The sequence below is a fragment of the Methanocaldococcus bathoardescens genome, from assembly GCF_000739065.1.
In the GTDB taxonomy this organism is placed as follows: Archaea; AGJL01; Methanococci; order Methanococcales; family Methanocaldococcaceae; genus Methanocaldococcus; species Methanocaldococcus bathoardescens.
In genome coordinates this window covers 85,611-100,633 of sequence record NZ_CP009149.1, presented here as the reverse complement: position 1 = coordinate 100,633, position 15,023 = coordinate 85,611, and the positions used below count along the sequence as shown (strand labels likewise).

Below are 15,023 nucleotides of genomic sequence, written 5' to 3'. Positions count from 1 at the left end.
CTGTTACTGAATTATAAAGCATTCGGGGATAAACCCGTTCCCCCCACAAAGGAGGGATTTGACTATCACCCTATCCCCAGCCCTAACAACTGGGGACTCGGGGATTACACTCTGTAAAATTTCGATAAACTTAAAAACTCTAACTTTTATCGGATTACATAACTTTTTCATTAATAATTTCTGATTAAACAGCTTAGACAAATCTTTAATTCTACAACCAATTTTTAAAATGTTATATGAGGCATTAACATCAGCATTAAAAACCTTATTTAATTTTTTGACTAATAACAAACCTCTTTTAATCCTCTCTCCACACAGGGAGAGTTTATTTCTTACCTTATCAACTAAATTTTGAATCTTATGAATATCATCTGAGATGCAAGAAGACTTTGAAGTCCAACTTTCATCCACTTCTATTAATACAATACCAAACCATTTTAACTTATAAGCCAACTTATCAATAAAAACCCTAAATGGTAAATAAACAAATCTCTCATTAGCTTTACTGCTTAGATTACATCTATTTTTAGCTCTTAAAATATTATTACTAACGAAAACCTTATCATGCCCCGTTATAAACAAAAATAATGCTAAATACTTAGTAAATCTATGTAAGTGGTTATCAAACCATTGCTTTCTATGAATGCACAATAATCTAAATCTTCTAATTAAGCTTTTAAGTTTTAAATATAGCTTTTTTGGAACTTCTTTTCTTTCTGATTTCAATTTCTCTATATGATTTTTAGTTAAATCGATTTTAGATTGGATTTTAGATTTTAATTTATTCCACCATTGGTTGAATGCCTTTAATTCCCCACCAGATATTATCAATGACTTTAATAATGGATTTGTTGAAGTTAGAACAACAAAGTTATTAACATTTAAGTCAATTCCAGCTTTATAGTTGCCTATTGGTTTTAATTCCTCGATATAAACTTCATTAACTATATCGACATAAAATAACCCTAAATAATAAGTAATTCTAACACTCGTTATATTTTTAACATAAGGAGGGAGTTTTATCTTAATTTTTTTCCATTTTTTAGTTTTTGAATTGTATCTTAGTTTTAGAATTAGATAATTATTATTTACTTCAAAAGATTTCTTATTTAACTCAAAAGTAAATTTATCGATATTCTTTAACTTTTTAACCTTTGGTGGTTTAGGCATACCATTAAATTTATCTGGATTTATTTTGAACTCTTTTAATGCATTAAAGTAGCTTTTTAAGTCCTTAATTACTTGCCTAATTAATAATTGGACAATGTAATAATTAAAATCAACTATTTTTTATAGTTTTATAATTGTTGATAGATTTTCATTATGTAGCTTTTCGATTTATAGCTAATTTTATCAATCTTTGTAATCTTTATTTCTAATTTTTCATTTTTAGATTTTATTATTATGCCATTTTTTGTTACATAGATATCTTTTAATTTTCCATTTTCCAACAATGTTTTGTCAATTATCTCTTTATCTTTTGGGTTGAAATTATAATCTATCTTTTTTCCAACACTGTATCCAACAATAAATTCGTTTAAACCTTTAACTGATAACAAAATTTCATTTAAATAATTGTTGTCCAAGAGAAAATTTAAATCATTTATTGCATCATAAGATATGTTTATGAATTTTATTTCATCTTCCCACATAAACGGTGTTGGGGCATAGTCATATTCTCTAAAAATACCTAATTTTATAAAATGATATATGAGAGCAAATAAAACTGTTTGTTTAACCCATTTCTTTTTATTCCCATCCGTTAATAAATTAACAATATAGTGTATTTTTTGCTGATTTTCATTCATTGCTACCACTCTTTTATAACTTCATATATAGGGCCGTTAGGTGTTAAAGTTGATTTATAAAGCTTTATGTGTTTTGCTTCAAACTCTCCAAAGTCAATATCTTTGTATTTCTCAATTCTATCTTTTAGTTTTTTCTTGTTATCTATGAATTTAACTCTTCCTATTGTTAAATGAGGAACATATTCTCTTTCTCTTTTAAATCCTAAGTTTGATAGTTTTTTATCAACTTCTTTAAAAATCTCTATAAGGTTTTCGTTGTAAGCTCCAATCCAGATGACTCTAACATAATTGGAGTTTGGGAATGTTCCGATATGTTTTAATTTTATTTTTATTGGCTCAATTGATAAGTCCAAATCCAATATTTCTTTTAATTTTTCTTCATCAACTTCTCCTAAAAATTTAACTGTTATATGTAAATTCTCTTTTTCTACCAACTTTATCCCTTTCATTTTAAATTGCTCTTGAAATTTGGCAATCTCTTCTTTTATCTCTTCTGGGATATCAATTGCTAAAAACAACCTCATCCTATCCCTCAGTATCTTAATAATATAGGGATTCCATCGATTATATCATAAACTTTACCACATTTTTTACATATCAACTTATTTTTATCCTTATCTAAATATAAATCTCCTCTGCAGTAAGGACATTGTAATATTTCTATATATTTCTCAATCCAGTTCATGGTATCACAAATTAGGATTTATAAAATTTTATGAATATTAATTTTAAATTATCTATTAAAATTATTTTGAAAATTACGATATTGGGTCATTAATATTGATAATCCCTTATAAAGTCCTTTTAAAATAAAACATTCTCAGAAATTACTATTTTTCAAATATTAAAGAATTCTCTCTAAATAATATTTAGTATCTCAATTTCTTTTATTTTAATTTTATGTAACATTTTTTTATATTAACTCAAGACATTTTTAATAAATTTTAAGTAAAAAAGTTTAAATAGTATTACCTACATTAAGTATGATGTTAATTCAATTAGATAATATCAAAAAGGTGAAACTATGCACATACCAGATGGATTTCTACCAATATGGGAAAGCATCCTTTTCTGGATAATATCGTTGATATTCGTAGCAAAGTCCATAATGTGGGCAAAAAATAACTTAGATGAGAAATCAGTTCCATTATTTGCTGCTTTAGCTGCAGGTATCTTTGCAATTCAAGCAATGAACATGCCAATTCCATGGGGAACAAGTGGGCACATGGTAGGTAGTGCATTAACAGCAATTATATTTGACAGCCCATGGGCTGGAGTTTTAATGCTAACATTGGTTTTAATTGTTCAGGGGTTGTTCTTCGCAGATGGTGGATTGTTAGCAATGGGGGCTAATATCTTCAACATGGGTATTATTGGTGGTTTTGTTGGTTATTATGTTTTCAAAGCATTGAAAAAATCAAATGTTGCTTTGGCATCTTTCTTAGGTGGATGGTGTGCAACATTCTTAGCTGCTATAGCGTGTGCTATTGAATTAGCTATTGGAGGAGTATTCCCATTAGACAAAGGTTTAATGTATATGGGTCTCTACCACGCTGTTATAGGTATTATTGAAGGGGTTATTACTGCAATAGTTGTAAGTTATTTAAGTTCAACAAAACCTGATTTAGTTAAAAGTTTAAGCACACAATAAATAATAAATTAAGGTGGTATTAAATGGACAATAAGATACTTATTGGGGGGTTGATTGTAGCTATAATAATTGCCATATTAGCTCCATTCTTAGCTTCAAGCAATCCAGACGGTTTAGAAAGTACTGCTGAGAAAATTATAAATGAAGATGCGTTACATAAAAACTTACAAGCTCTCGGTCTTGAGGAAGAGGGGACAGTAGCTCCATCTCCAATGCCAGATTACTCAATAGAAGGAATGGGTAAAGTTGGAGAAGTTATTGCCATGATTGTAGGGACATTAATAATGTTAGCTCTTGCTTATGGTGTAGCAATAGTTTTAAAAAAGCCAAGTTCAAACTAAATACTCTTTAACCTCTTTTAATTTTTAAACAAAATTTTTTCTATTTTCAATTAAAGTTTTTGGGGAAGTATCATGCACGGTAATGTATATATTGTAGAAAAATTATCTTCAAAGGAAAGTTTAATGCATAGGATTGATGCAAGGATAAAGTTAATCTCTATTTTTATAATAGTCTTATTTGCAAATTTACAGGGCAATATATACTCACTGATAATTTTAGAGCTATTTTTAGTCTTTTTAATGATTATATCAAAGACATTTTTTGATGTGGTTAAAAGAACCATCCTTGTTTTACCATTTGGTATATTCTTAGCTATATTTCAGCCATTTGTTAGAGGGGAGACAGTAATTTATAATTTATTTGGATTTTCAATTTATTATGAAGGATTATTATTTGGAATAACCATGTTTTTGAAATTTTTAGTATGTGTTTCTGCAATAATGCTTCTATCATCAACAACCCCTATGTATCAAGTTATAAGTGCTTCTCGAAAGTTAGGAATGCCAAATATTATGGCTATGCTTCTTGGTTTAATGATAAGATATCTGTTTTTAATGTATGAAGTTATGGAAAAAACTCTAAAAGCACAAAAATCGAGAGGATATAATAGAAAAACTTTGGGATATAAAAATGCCTTAAAAATTTTTGGATACACTGTTGGGACTTTATTTATTAGAGCTTATGAACAGGGAGAGAGGACATATTTAGCTATGCTATCAAGAGGATATAATGAAAATAGTGAGTTAGCACTATATGATAACAAAATAACATTATTGGATTTAGTATTTCTATGTTTGGTAATTGTTTTTATTATCGTTTCCTATTATCTTGGCTCTTTACTTAATCAACTTCTTTAAAATTCTTATTGCTTGCCACTTATCTAAAAATTCATTAAATGTTCCACATTTTGTTGAATAAATACAGAGCGGACAGCCATCTATGCAGTTACAGTTTTTTAAATGCTCTAAGCTTTTATTCAATAATCTTTCAGCATTTTCATATAAAATTTCAGCTAATCCAAAACCTCCTTCATTCCCATCGTAGATAAAAATAACCGCTTTATCTTTAAATGGATTTTTGTTAAATCTCTCATAGCTATAGCCCCCAATCTCTCTACTATCTATGTATGTAAAAATTGGAGTTATCTTTATTATATTATGCTCTATAGCATGTAAGCCCCCAACAATTCCATCTTTGCTGTCAATAAGTTTTTTTATTTTGTAAGTTAGGAGTTCAACTTTTTTAGTGTCTTTTTTAACATTTAAATGCTTTTTAACTCTGTTTTTAATAACATTTTTTATATAATGTGTTGTAGCTCCTAAGTAGATTGGAAATAGCTCTTTTCTGCTAAGCTTTCTATCTCTATAAATTGAAATAGCCAAATCATCTTCTTCTATAACATTTAAAAACTCAAAAAACTCTTCATTTGCGACATCTCTAATATTATCTGGAAATACATACCAAATTCCATCTGTCTCAAAATCCCTAATAATCTCTTTTTTAAATCTAACGCTTATAAAGTTTAAGCCAAAGAAATCTTTAAAAAGCTCAATTTCTGCATCTAAAATGCCGTTATCTTTAAGAGATAAGAGTTCTTGATAAAAGTTATCTATGTTTTTTCCTTTGACAATAAATCCACTATAGATTTTCCTAACTCTCAACTTTCCATGGTAGATATCTATGCCTTTATAATTCTTTTTATGGTAAATATCTAAAATATCAATTTCTTCTTCTTTCTTTTGTTGTGCTTCAACATCCCAAAAGATATCCAACTCATCAGCAAAGATAAAATTGAATTTTCCAAAGCTTAGTTTATCTTTTGCTATAAACAACCTTCCTCTTGAGAAATATGGCATTCCTGGAAGCAATGAGCGGAAATATTCATCCTTATCAACTTCTTCAATAACATAGCCCTTAATTTTAAGCCAATTTATAAACTTTAAAATCTCATTTTGGTTTTTATTTAACAGTTTATTTTTTATCCATGGCTTATCTAAAATTAAATAATAACTTTCATCGCTTGCTGTTCTTATTGATGAATATGTTGGCTCTTTTACAATCTTTATCTCTATCTTGTTTGTTATTAGATTTTTATAGATTTTTACTTTCCCTTCTTTTTCTAACTCTTTAGCTATTTCTTTCTCAAAATCATTAAGCTCTTCCCAATTTATTATCTTAAGTTCGGAGATTAAATAATGCAAATGTTTTTTAGCAACAAATCTATTCGTTACATTTACAGGCATGTATTCAATAATTCCCTTCCTAATTTTTTCATAAAGCTCATTTAGATTCTCTTTATAGTAATAATCTAAACCATCTTTTCTTAAAATTATGATATTTAGTGCCTCCCTATTTCTCCTTCCAGCCCTACCAAACCTCTGAATTAATGAAAAAATACCATCTGGTGGAATACCGTAGTTTATAACGGCATCTAAATCTCCAATATCAATTCCTAACTCTAAAGCATTTGTTGTTAATAAACCTAATATTTCTCCATTTTTAAATTTCTCCTCTACCTCCTCTCTAATGTATTTTGGAAGTGTTCCTTTATATGTTGAGATTCTATTAAAAACATTAGAATTTAGTAAAAATCTCATCAACTTTTCTGTCTCTTTCCTTGTATCAAAAAATACGAGTGTTTTTATATTGTTGTTTATTAAATTCTCTATCAATCTTCTCAATAACTGCTTATTATCCAAATTCTTTGGTTCTAAAATAGTCAAATATTTCCTTGATGAAGGATTATAGCTTTTATCAACAACTTCAAAATCTCTATTAAACAATAGCTTAGCGAACTCTTTTGGATTTCTTAAAGTTGCTGAAAGGCAGAGTATTTGTGGATTGTTATTCAATTTTTCCAATAATTTTAACAACCTCTTAAAAACATAAACCATGTTCGTTCCAAAAACTCCCCTATAAACATGGAGTTCATCAACCACTAAGAGCTTTAAATTTTTTAAAAGCCATGAATAGCTTTCATGATTTTTTAATATTTGATAGTGAAGCATATCTGGGGTTGTAAATAACACATTTGGTTTATCTTTTAAAATTTCTTTCCTCTTCTCTAAACTCACATCTCCAGTTAATATTTCTGCTTTAACTCTCTTATTAGTTATTTTGTAAAATAACTCATTTTCCATAGAAAACTTTTCATATTGGTTATTTATCAAAGCCCTTGTAGGATAAATTAACAAATATCTATCATTAGGATTTGATAAAAAGTTATCAAATATTGCTAATCTAAAAATCTCACTCTTTCCACTTGCAGTTGATGTCGTAACAACCACATCTTTTTTATTGTAAAGATATTTTAAAGCTTTAACTTGATGTAAATACAATTTAAAACCTAAAGCATTAATTAGCTCATTAACCTCTTTATTTTTAAATTTAAAGTTAGAAAATCTTCCTTTCTTTTCAGGAATTTTGTAAATCTTCAATATTTCTTTTTCAATGCCTTTAAATATCTCTTCCATAATAATCATCTTTATAGGATTCTTTTAGATAACATCTTATTTTAAGGTTATAATAACATCACCATCTTAATTAATGTCCCACAGGTGATTTTAATGAAATTCTACAATAGAGAGAAGGAATTGCATTATCTAAAAACTTATGTTCAATTAGAGCCAAACTCTATTTTATTCGTTTATGGTCCAAAATCTTCTGGTAAAACTACAGTTATGTTAAAAGTTATTGAGGAATTGTCTAAGGGGAATGATTTGGTATTTTTTTATTATGATTTAAGAAGACATGCAACACCAACAAAGGAAGAGTTTTTAAAAATATTTTTTGAAAAATCTGATAAAAAGTATGTGTTAAATAGATTTGAGGTTAATCTAAAAATATGGAAGTTTGGAGTTGAAGAAAAGTTTAATTTTGATGAATCATCTCTAAATGATGTGTTTGATAAGATTTACGAAGGAATTGAGGCAGTTGTTAGAGATGGAAAAAAGCCAGTTTTAATTATAGATGAGTTGCAGAAATTGAAGAATATTTACTTCAACGGAGGTAAATCATTATTAAATGAGTTATTTAACTTATTTGTTCATTTAACTAAAGTAAGGCATCTATGCCATGTTATATGCTTAACTTCTGATACGTTGTTTATTGAGGAGATTTATCGAAACTCTACTTTGGAAAATGCATCTAAGTATTATTTAATTGACTGGTTAAGAAAAGGAACTATAAGAAATATTTTAAAAGAAGAGGGTTTTAGTGAAAAAGAGATTAATCATTGTTTAGATTACCTATCTTTACCTTATGAAATAGCTGATTTAATTGAGAATAAAAAACTTGGAATTTCTGTTGAAGAGACAATAAAGCAATGGATTAATATTGAAGCAGATAAAATAAAATACCTAATAAAATCAAATAGAGAAAGAAAAAAGAATTTACTAAAAGTTCTAAGTAAGTTTAAGGATAAGATAAAAGTAGATATTGAGGAGTTTGAAGATGAGATTTTTGATGATGTTAAGTTTTTAATTGAGAATGAGATTTTGTTTTATGACGTTATAAATGGGATTATAAAGCCGACTTCGGTAAAGAAATGGTTTGCTATAAAAAATGTATTCAAAAAATAAATATTTAGTGAGAAAATGGATATTATTGAAAAGTTAAAATCTTTTGGAATAACCATAGAAAGTTTGTTAGATGCAGGAATGGCCTTATATATTGGGGATGATGAAGAGAGAGATAAAATTAGAGAAAAACTTAAAGATATTTTGTTAAAACAATTGGCTAATCCTAATGTCTCAACTTTATTAATTGCGGCAATTTTATTGGATAGAGAAGGAAAATCTAACAATTTACCATTCAACTACAACGAAGACCCAAACTATGTTTATGTTGATGAAGTTATTGGATTGGCTATAGCGAATGAGATTGCTGGAACAAAAGCAATATTTAATTTTAGATTCTATGATGCTAAAAAACCAGGAATAATTGGGGAATTGGATAAGAAAGGCTTTATGTTTTTAGATGATGCCATAGCTGGATTATTGGCTGGGTGTATGAGTAAGGTTTTTGAGCCATAAGGGGTAAAGCCATTATTATTTAGCTTTATTTTGCGGCAGAGACAATCTTAATAATATCATTGTGCTTTAATTCATAATCTGCCCCAATTCTAATTTTCTTTTTTGCATCTATTGCATAGATAAACTTGTCTCCCAATTCAGTATGTACTTTATAAGCTAAATCTCTTGCAGTAGTTCCTTTTTTAACTAAAAAAGCATCTGGCAGAACATTTCCTTGCTTATCTGAAAATTTATTCTCATCTTCAACCGGATAGACAACAATCATATTTAGTAAATCAAAGTATGCTCTATTTATACACTCCTGAACTCCTGTTCCTCCATATTTCTCTAAAAACTCCTTTATGTAATCAAAAGCTCTCCTCATTTGCTCATTTAACTTACTCTCATCAACAATCTCAAAATCACTTCCTTTTCTTTTTATAATGCCAGCTTTTTCAGCCCTTTTTAAAGCTAACTCTATTTCAGCAGATGTTGGGATAACAATATAATCTTCAAACTCTTTCTTTAATCTTTCAATGTTTTTCTCTGCATCTGGATGGTCTGCTTTATTCGCTGCAATAATCATTGGTTTTGAGATTTTTCTAAGTTTCTTAGCTAAATTCAGCAAATCATCTTCAGTCCATTTAATTGGACTTTCATCCATATCTCTAATAGCCATCTTTATATCATCTTCATCTATATTCAACCCACTTAGTTGGTCTTTTAAAGCTTTAACTATATTTTTTTCTTGCTGAGCTCTTCTTGCCAATTTATCCCAATTTTTGGTTAAAATTCCATAAATCCACATGTCTATCTCATTTAGTAAAAATTTAACGTCTTCAATTGGGTCATAATTATCTGTTGGATTTCCTTCAGCATCTGTCTTTCCAGAGGCATCTACAACTAAAATAAATGCATCTGCCTGCCTTAAATCATCTAAAAACTTATTTCCCATTCCTCTACCTTCATGTGCTCCTGGAACTAAACCAGCAACATCTATCACTTCAACTGGAATGTATCTAATCCCATCTACACACTTTGAATTTCTTGGATTGCATTTTACTCCCAATTCCTTACATGGACAAATTGAAGTTATATAAGCAATTCCTTTATTTGGCTGTATTGTTGTAAATGGATAATTCCCAATCTCAGCAAGTTTCTCAGTTAAGGCATTGAACATTGTTGATTTTCCTACGTTTGGTTTTCCCACTAATCCAATCATTGCCAAGCTCTCACCGCAAAAAGTATTTTTAATATTACCAGTTAAATAGAAACCACTCGTATTAAAATATTTATATCACATATAACAAAATTATCCTGAAATTTAGATATCATGTATATGGTGAAATAAATGCCATCTGGAAAAATTCAAGAGATACTAAATGAATTAGATAATTTAATGAATAGAGAGAGAAAATATATTGAGTTGGTTGCCACAGTTGAATATCTCTTAAACTTGGTAGAGCCATCAAAAAGAGAGAAGTTTAAAGAAGCGTTATATGATGCTGAAACTGTTGAAGATGTTTATGAGCTTATAAAGGCAATAAAATTACAGCTTGGAATGCAAGGGGCAAGAAGATATTTATTATCTGTAGGTGAGCAATAAACTTATATTATTTTTTACTTTTTTAAACTTAATTTGTGATTGAGAGCAATATAACTCCAATGATTATAAGAATCACACCTATCATTTGTGGCATTGTTAATGACTCTTTTAAAAATAGTATTGATAAAGCTACTGTTATTGCTGGCCCTATTGATGATAAAGGCACAACTATACTCGCTTTTCCTTTATATAATGCATAATATAACAGTAGAGAGCCAACAACCACTAATATTGCCGATATTATAGCATAGGTAAGAATTTTCTGCTCGGTTATAATTATATTTTTATATTTGATTAATATAAATATACATAATATAATCCCAACTATATTTACCACTATCCATTGAAATAATGGGTTTTTTTCGCAAACAATTTTTGCAAAAAATGTCCCAATACCATAAAACACAGCCACTAAAAGTCCTAAGATTATTGCAACATCCATAATATCCCACAAATTAAAAATGAGTTATAAATTTTTCAAAGGTTGAATTAATCCATTATTTATAAGCTTTTAACAAATTCCTTTAAAAATTCTCTAAATTCAGGGAATTTTTCAGCTCCAATCTCTACATTTGCCTTTAACCATCCAAGAACATCTCCAATATCGTATCTTTTACAGTTAATCTCAATTCCTATAATATCTTCCTCTTTTAAAAGTAGATTCATAGCATCTGTAATTTGAATTTCCCCTCCTCTTCCAGGAGGCGTTTGTTTAATTTTTTCAAATATCTTTGGTGATAGTAAATAAGCTCCTGTTATAATTAAATTTGAGGGAGCTTCTTCAACTTTTGGCTTCTCTACCATATTTTTTATCTTATAAACCCCCTCCTCTATCTCTTCCCCATCAATTACTCCATATTTATAGACATCTTCTTTTGGAACTCTCTCTAAAGCAATAACTGAGCAACCATATTTCTCATGAGCTTTTATTAAATCTTTTACAATATTTTTAGAGTAAATTGTATCTCCAACCATTGCTATAAAGTATTCATCTCCAACAAACTCCTCTCCGTATAAAATAGCATCTCCTAAACCTTTTTGCTCTTTCTGCCTTACGTAAAATATATTTCCTAAATTATTAATTTCTTTAATGATTTTTAAAAGTTCATATTTTCCAGATTTTTCTAATTTGCATTCTAATTCGTAATTCATATCAAAATGATTCTCTATTGCCTGTTTTCCTTTTCCAGTTACAAATAAAATATTTTTTACTCCCGCTTCCACCAAATCCTCAACAACATACTGAACTATTGGCTTATTCACGACTGGAAGCATCTCTTTTGGCTGAGCTTTCGTTATTGGCAACAATCGAGTTCCAAAACCTGCTACTGGAATCACAGCTTTCTTTATCATTTTCCCCCTTTAAGTAAATTTTAGTTAAATTTAAATCATTAATAATCTATATTTATTAAGTAGGTATAAATAAATTTGGTGGTATTATGAGAAAGTATTTTGAGGAAAGTGCAAATGTAAAGTTAAAATTTATTGAAGAAAATGAAGAAAAGTTAAAAAAAGCAATTGAAATAATATATAATGCATTAAAGAATGGAAATAAAATTTTAATTTGTGGAAATGGTGGTTCAGCTGCTGACTCTCAACATTTTGCTGCTGAAATTGTAGGGAGATTTAAGTTAGAAAGGAAAGGATTTCCTGCAATTGCATTAACAACAGATACATCAATTTTAACAGCTATAGGGAATGATTATGGTTTTGATAAGATTTTTGAAAGGCAAGTTGAAGCATTGGGCAAAGAGGGGGATGTTTTAGTTGGCATATCTACAAGTGGAAACTCAGAGAATGTTATAAAGGCGGTTAATAAAGCAAAAGAAATGGGTATTTATACAATTGGATTGTTAGGAAAAGATGGGGGGAAGTTAAAGGATATTGTTGATTTGGCATTGATAGTTCCTTCTAATGACACAGCAAGAATCCAAGAATGCCATCTAACAATTTACCATGTAATATGCGAAGAGGTTGAGAAAAGATTATTTAGTTAGTTATGGTGGAGATTATGGCTATTGCCTACGCTAAGTTGTATGAGTTGATACTTAAAAAAGTTAAAGATGAGAAGGAAGCAAGAGAGATTTACGATATTATTATTGAACTTAATAAAGAAAATAAAATTATTATCAAAAATGAGTTGAAAGATGAATTAAGAAGTGAATTAGCTACAAAAGAAGATATTAAATATTTAGATGAAAAGATTGAAAAGGAAATTAAACTGCTTAGACGAGATATGATAATAATTGCGTTAATTATAATTTTATCTATCTATGCTCCCGAAATCATTGGAAAATTATTGTTATTTAAATAAAAACAAAATATTTCTATAAATAAGTGAGAACATGATAATTGAGGATAGAGGATTATTAGAAGACATTGTAAGAGAGTTAAAAAGCCAAAATCTAAAAATTGTTTTTACTAACGGATGTTTTGATATAATCCATAGGGGACATGTAGAGTATTTAAACAAGGCAAAAAAGTTGGGAGATATCTTAATAGTCGGAATAAATTCAGATAAATCCATAAAAAAGATAAAAGGAGATAAAAGACCGATAATTCCTCTATACTCGAGAGCTTATGTTTTAGATAACTTAAAGGCCGTGGATTTTGTTGTGCCATTTGATGAAGAAACACCTATAGAATTGATAAAAATAATAAAGCCAGATGTTCATGTAAAAGGTGGGGATTATAGAGAGGAAGACTTACCAGAGGCAGAGATTGTTAAAAGTTATGGCGGGGAAATAAAAATAATTCCTTTAATTGAAGGATTTTCAACAACAAAGATAATAGAATGGGTTTTAGAGAAATATAAATAGAGGGAGAAGATGATAATTGTTTTAGGAGAAGTTATGCTTGACAAATATACTTATGGAAAGGTTGAGAGGATAAATCCAGAAGCTCCTGTTCCAATATTAAATGTGGTTGAAGAGAAATACACCTTAGGAGGAGCGGGAAATGTCGCAAACAATATAGCTTCTTTAAACCATGATGTATTTTTAATAAGTATTTCTAATAACGATGAATTTGGAAAATGTATTGAAAAGTTATGCAACGAGAATAATATTAAATATTGCTTTGTTTCTGATGGGAGGCCAACGATAGTGAAGCATAGATTTGTTGCTATGGGTTATAATCAACAGTTGCTTAGGGTTGATTATGAAAAAATTTATCCAATAAATGATGAGCTAAGCAATAAAATCTTAGAAGTTATTAAAAATCTCAATGGAAAATCAAAGATATTAATAATCTCCGATTATGCAAAGGGATTAATTACAAAGGAACTTATGGAAGGCATAAAAAAAGAATTTAAAGGAAAAATCTTAGTTGACCCAAAACCAAAAAACATAGAATTTTATAATGATGTTTATTTAATAAAACCAAATCTAAAAGAAGCTTCTCAAATTTTAGGAAGAGAGATTGAGAATAAAGATGATGAGTTAGAAAAGGCAGGTTTAGAGTTAGTTGATAAATATAATTCAAATTTTGTTATAACAAGGAGTGAAAAAGGAGCTACTTTAATAACTTTGGATGGAGAAATTTTTCATATTCCGACAAAAGTTAAAGAAGTCCATGACGTTTCTGGAGCTGGAGATACGTTTATTGCTACTTTAGCCTATGCATTAGATAAGGGCTATAATTTAATTGATGCAGTTAAATTAGCAAATAAGGCAAGTTCAATTGTTGTAGGAAAGGTTGGAACTGCAACAGTTAGTTTGAAAGAGTTGTTTGGTAAGGATTAAGATTTTTTGGTGGTGGAATTGAATATAAGACAAAATCAAAATTCCGTTTCAAAAGCAATTTTTTTAGACAGGGATGGAGTTATAAATAAAAGGTTAATTGGGGATTATGTTAAGAGGATAGAAGAGTTTGAATTACTACCAAAGGTTAGAGAGGCGTTAATTGAATTTAAAAAAATGGGTTATTTGTTGATAGTTGTAACCAATCAGCAGGGAATTGCCAAAGGTATTATGACAGAAGAAGATTTAAAAGTTATTCATGACTATATGCTTAAATTGTTGCCTGAGATTGATGATATTTTTTACTGCCCACATTTAGAAGGGACTTGTGATTGCAGAAAGCCAAGGAATGGCATGCTTTTAAGAGCAAAGGAGAAGTGGAATATTGACTTTAAAAAAAGTTGGATGATTGGAGATAGCGAAAGAGATATAATTTGTGGGAAAAGTGTTGGTTGTAAGACTATAAGGATTCTTTATGAGGATGAAGAAACACAGGCAGATTTTATTGCTAAAAGTTTATATGATTGTGTAGAGATTATAAGAAAGAGTGATTAATATGCATGATAAAGCATTAAGTTATTTTTTGAAAAATTTAAGAAAGATATTTGGAAATAAAATAAAGAAGGTTATTTTATTTGGTTCTTATGCGAGAGGGAATTATAACGAAGAAAGCGATATTGACATATTAATTGTTGGGGACATTAAATTAGATGATATTATAGATTTGATTGTTGATATTATTGTTGAATACGGAATTCTAATTAATGTTATAATTAAAAGTGAAGATGAATTTAATAAATTAAGACATAGTAGTTTTTATTCAACAATTTTTTTTAAATGAAGGTGTTGAGATTTTATAAGGGT

The 15,023-nt window shown here is 28.7% G+C and carries 20 protein-coding genes; 12 read left to right on the top strand and 8 right to left on the bottom strand.

The features are described 5' to 3' along the window. Positions 1 to 3 precede the first annotated feature (3 nt). The 4 genes from JH146_RS00525 to JH146_RS08525 are packed head-to-tail and all read right to left on the bottom strand — an operon-like array spanning position 4 to position 2,493. On the bottom strand, positions 4 to 1,251 hold the full coding sequence (locus tag JH146_RS00525; RefSeq protein WP_257719655.1) for an RNA-guided endonuclease TnpB family protein: 1,248 nt from the start codon (positions 1,249 to 1,251) through the stop codon (positions 4 to 6). 47 nt (positions 1,252 to 1,298) lie between these two features. Beyond that, entirely contained in the window at positions 1,299 to 1,808 is a 510-nt protein-coding gene (locus tag JH146_RS00520) for a hypothetical protein (protein WP_048201170.1), read from the bottom strand. Between the two features lie 2 nt (positions 1,809 to 1,810). Beyond that, positions 1,811 to 2,332 carry an RNA 2',3'-cyclic phosphodiesterase gene (thpR, locus tag JH146_RS00515; RefSeq protein ID WP_048201169.1) on the bottom strand — a complete coding sequence of 174 codons (522 nt, stop codon included), beginning with the start codon at positions 2,330 to 2,332 and terminating at the stop codon, positions 1,811 to 1,813. Positions 2,333 to 2,340: 8 nt separating this feature from the next. Continuing rightward, positions 2,341 to 2,493: a Trm112 family protein gene (locus JH146_RS08525; protein WP_015791103.1), complete on the bottom strand. Its 153-nt coding sequence runs from the start codon at positions 2,491 to 2,493 to the stop codon at positions 2,341 to 2,343. A gap of 339 nt (positions 2,494 to 2,832) precedes the next feature. Between JH146_RS08525 and cbiM the strand changes: the two genes are divergently transcribed. The 3 genes from cbiM (at position 2,833) to cbiQ (ending at position 4,658) form a co-directional block, all read left to right on the top strand. After that, complete coding sequence (gene cbiM / locus JH146_RS00510) at positions 2,833 to 3,459, top strand: cobalt transporter CbiM (RefSeq protein WP_048201168.1); 627 nt, start codon at positions 2,833 to 2,835, stop codon at positions 3,457 to 3,459. A gap of 23 nt (positions 3,460 to 3,482) precedes the next feature. Beyond that, positions 3,483 to 3,800 (top strand): PDGLE domain-containing protein, encoded by a 318-nt coding sequence (locus JH146_RS00505; RefSeq protein WP_048201167.1) that lies wholly within the window; start codon positions 3,483 to 3,485, stop codon positions 3,798 to 3,800. Positions 3,801 to 3,872: 72 nt separating this feature from the next. Then, positions 3,873 to 4,658: a cobalt ECF transporter T component CbiQ gene (cbiQ, locus tag JH146_RS00500; protein ID WP_048201166.1), complete on the top strand. Its 786-nt coding sequence runs from the start codon at positions 3,873 to 3,875 to the stop codon at positions 4,656 to 4,658. Here cbiQ and JH146_RS00495 read toward each other — a convergent pair. Next, positions 4,638 to 7,274: a DEAD/DEAH box helicase gene (locus tag JH146_RS00495; RefSeq protein WP_048201165.1), complete on the bottom strand. Its 2,637-nt coding sequence runs from the start codon at positions 7,272 to 7,274 to the stop codon at positions 4,638 to 4,640. The two genes, cbiQ and JH146_RS00495, sit on opposite strands and share 21 nt — an antisense overlap. 93 nt (positions 7,275 to 7,367) lie before the next feature. Between JH146_RS00495 and JH146_RS00490 the strand changes: the two genes are divergently transcribed. Both JH146_RS00490 and cobZ read left to right on the top strand, forming a co-directional pair. Continuing rightward, on the top strand, positions 7,368 to 8,381 hold the full coding sequence (locus JH146_RS00490; RefSeq protein ID WP_048201164.1) for an ATP-binding protein: 1,014 nt from the start codon (positions 7,368 to 7,370) through the stop codon (positions 8,379 to 8,381). Positions 8,382 to 8,396: 15 nt separating this feature from the next. Then, positions 8,397 to 8,834, top strand: coding sequence for an alpha-ribazole phosphatase CobZ (gene cobZ / locus JH146_RS00485; RefSeq protein WP_048201163.1), 438 nt, complete (start codon positions 8,397 to 8,399; stop codon positions 8,832 to 8,834). A gap of 25 nt (positions 8,835 to 8,859) precedes the next feature. Here cobZ and JH146_RS00480 read toward each other — a convergent pair whose 3' ends face one another. Next, a complete protein-coding gene (locus JH146_RS00480; protein WP_048202556.1) occupies positions 8,860 to 10,035 on the bottom strand; it encodes a redox-regulated ATPase YchF in 1,176 nt (391 codons plus the stop codon). A 129-nt stretch (positions 10,036 to 10,164) separates the two neighbouring features. Here JH146_RS00480 and JH146_RS00475 point away from each other — a divergent pair, with 129 nt between their 5' ends. Next, positions 10,165 to 10,419, top strand: a complete 255-nt coding sequence (locus JH146_RS00475; RefSeq protein WP_048201162.1) for a hypothetical protein — start codon at positions 10,165 to 10,167, stop codon at positions 10,417 to 10,419. A 28-nt stretch (positions 10,420 to 10,447) separates the two neighbouring features. Here JH146_RS00475 and JH146_RS00470 read toward each other — a convergent pair whose 3' ends face one another. Further along, positions 10,448 to 10,861, bottom strand: a complete 414-nt coding sequence (locus tag JH146_RS00470) for an EamA family transporter (RefSeq protein ID WP_048201161.1) — start codon at positions 10,859 to 10,861, stop codon at positions 10,448 to 10,450. Between the two features lie 59 nt (positions 10,862 to 10,920). Continuing rightward, on the bottom strand, positions 10,921 to 11,772 hold the full coding sequence (gene galU, locus JH146_RS00465; RefSeq protein WP_048201160.1) for a UTP--glucose-1-phosphate uridylyltransferase GalU: 852 nt from the start codon (positions 11,770 to 11,772) through the stop codon (positions 10,921 to 10,923). An 86-nt stretch (positions 11,773 to 11,858) separates the two neighbouring features. Here galU and gmhA point away from each other — a divergent pair, with 86 nt between their 5' ends. From gmhA to JH146_RS00435, 6 genes are read left to right on the top strand one after another with little or no spacing between them, the layout of a single operon-like run. Further along, the gene (gene gmhA, locus JH146_RS00460) at positions 11,859 to 12,416 is read left to right on the top strand and encodes a D-sedoheptulose 7-phosphate isomerase (protein WP_048201159.1); all 558 of its coding nucleotides are present in this window, start codon (positions 11,859 to 11,861) and stop codon (positions 12,414 to 12,416) included. A 14-nt stretch (positions 12,417 to 12,430) separates the two neighbouring features. After that, the gene (locus tag JH146_RS00455) at positions 12,431 to 12,733 is read left to right on the top strand and encodes a hypothetical protein (RefSeq protein ID WP_048201158.1); all 303 of its coding nucleotides are present in this window, start codon (positions 12,431 to 12,433) and stop codon (positions 12,731 to 12,733) included. Positions 12,734 to 12,764: 31 nt separating this feature from the next. Next, the gene (rfaE2, locus tag JH146_RS00450; protein ID WP_048201157.1) at positions 12,765 to 13,238 is read left to right on the top strand and encodes a D-glycero-beta-D-manno-heptose 1-phosphate adenylyltransferase; all 474 of its coding nucleotides are present in this window, start codon (positions 12,765 to 12,767) and stop codon (positions 13,236 to 13,238) included. Between the two features lie 9 nt (positions 13,239 to 13,247). After that, on the top strand, positions 13,248 to 14,162 hold the full coding sequence (locus JH146_RS00445; protein ID WP_048201156.1) for a bifunctional heptose 7-phosphate kinase/heptose 1-phosphate adenyltransferase: 915 nt from the start codon (positions 13,248 to 13,250) through the stop codon (positions 14,160 to 14,162). 18 nt (positions 14,163 to 14,180) lie between these two features. After that, entirely contained in the window at positions 14,181 to 14,714 is a 534-nt protein-coding gene (locus JH146_RS00440) for a D-glycero-alpha-D-manno-heptose-1,7-bisphosphate 7-phosphatase (protein WP_048201155.1), read from the top strand. Position 14,715: 1 nt separating this feature from the next. Continuing rightward, complete coding sequence (locus tag JH146_RS00435; RefSeq protein ID WP_048201154.1) at positions 14,716 to 15,000, top strand: nucleotidyltransferase domain-containing protein; 285 nt, start codon at positions 14,716 to 14,718, stop codon at positions 14,998 to 15,000. The last annotated feature ends 23 nt before the right edge of the window (positions 15,001 to 15,023 follow it).

Bases quoted from the DNA above. Each gene is read 5' to 3' on its own strand.
- JH146_RS00445 (WP_048201156.1), top strand. From the start codon at position 13,248: ATGATAATTGTTTTAGGAGAAGTTATGCTTGACAAATATACTTATGGA.
- JH146_RS00495 (WP_048201165.1), bottom strand. From the start codon at position 7,274: ATGGAAGAGATATTTAAAGGCATTGAAAAAGAAATATTGAAGATTTAC.
- JH146_RS00435 (WP_048201154.1), top strand. From the start codon at position 14,716: ATGCATGATAAAGCATTAAGTTATTTTTTGAAAAATTTAAGAAAGATA.
- galU (WP_048201160.1), bottom strand. From the start codon at position 11,772: ATGATAAAGAAAGCTGTGATTCCAGTAGCAGGTTTTGGAACTCGATTG.
- cbiM (WP_048201168.1), top strand. From the start codon at position 2,833: ATGCACATACCAGATGGATTTCTACCAATATGGGAAAGCATCCTTTTC.
- cobZ (WP_048201163.1), top strand. From the start codon at position 8,397: ATGGATATTATTGAAAAGTTAAAATCTTTTGGAATAACCATAGAAAGT.
- JH146_RS00470 (WP_048201161.1), bottom strand. From the start codon at position 10,861: ATGGATGTTGCAATAATCTTAGGACTTTTAGTGGCTGTGTTTTATGGT.
- JH146_RS00455 (WP_048201158.1), top strand. From the start codon at position 12,431: ATGGCTATTGCCTACGCTAAGTTGTATGAGTTGATACTTAAAAAAGTT.
- JH146_RS00505 (WP_048201167.1), top strand. From the start codon at position 3,483: ATGGACAATAAGATACTTATTGGGGGGTTGATTGTAGCTATAATAATT.
- JH146_RS00480 (WP_048202556.1), bottom strand. From the start codon at position 10,035: ATGATTGGATTAGTGGGAAAACCAAACGTAGGAAAATCAACAATGTTC.
- gmhA (WP_048201159.1), top strand. From the start codon at position 11,859: ATGAGAAAGTATTTTGAGGAAAGTGCAAATGTAAAGTTAAAATTTATT.
- JH146_RS00490 (WP_048201164.1), top strand. From the start codon at position 7,368: ATGAAATTCTACAATAGAGAGAAGGAATTGCATTATCTAAAAACTTAT.
- JH146_RS00520 (WP_048201170.1), bottom strand. From the start codon at position 1,808: ATGAATGAAAATCAGCAAAAAATACACTATATTGTTAATTTATTAACG.
- thpR (WP_048201169.1), bottom strand. From the start codon at position 2,332: ATGAGGTTGTTTTTAGCAATTGATATCCCAGAAGAGATAAAAGAAGAG.
- JH146_RS08525 (WP_015791103.1), bottom strand. From the start codon at position 2,493: ATGAACTGGATTGAGAAATATATAGAAATATTACAATGTCCTTACTGC.
- rfaE2 (WP_048201157.1), top strand. From the start codon at position 12,765: ATGATAATTGAGGATAGAGGATTATTAGAAGACATTGTAAGAGAGTTA.
- JH146_RS00475 (WP_048201162.1), top strand. From the start codon at position 10,165: ATGCCATCTGGAAAAATTCAAGAGATACTAAATGAATTAGATAATTTA.
- cbiQ (WP_048201166.1), top strand. From the start codon at position 3,873: ATGCACGGTAATGTATATATTGTAGAAAAATTATCTTCAAAGGAAAGT.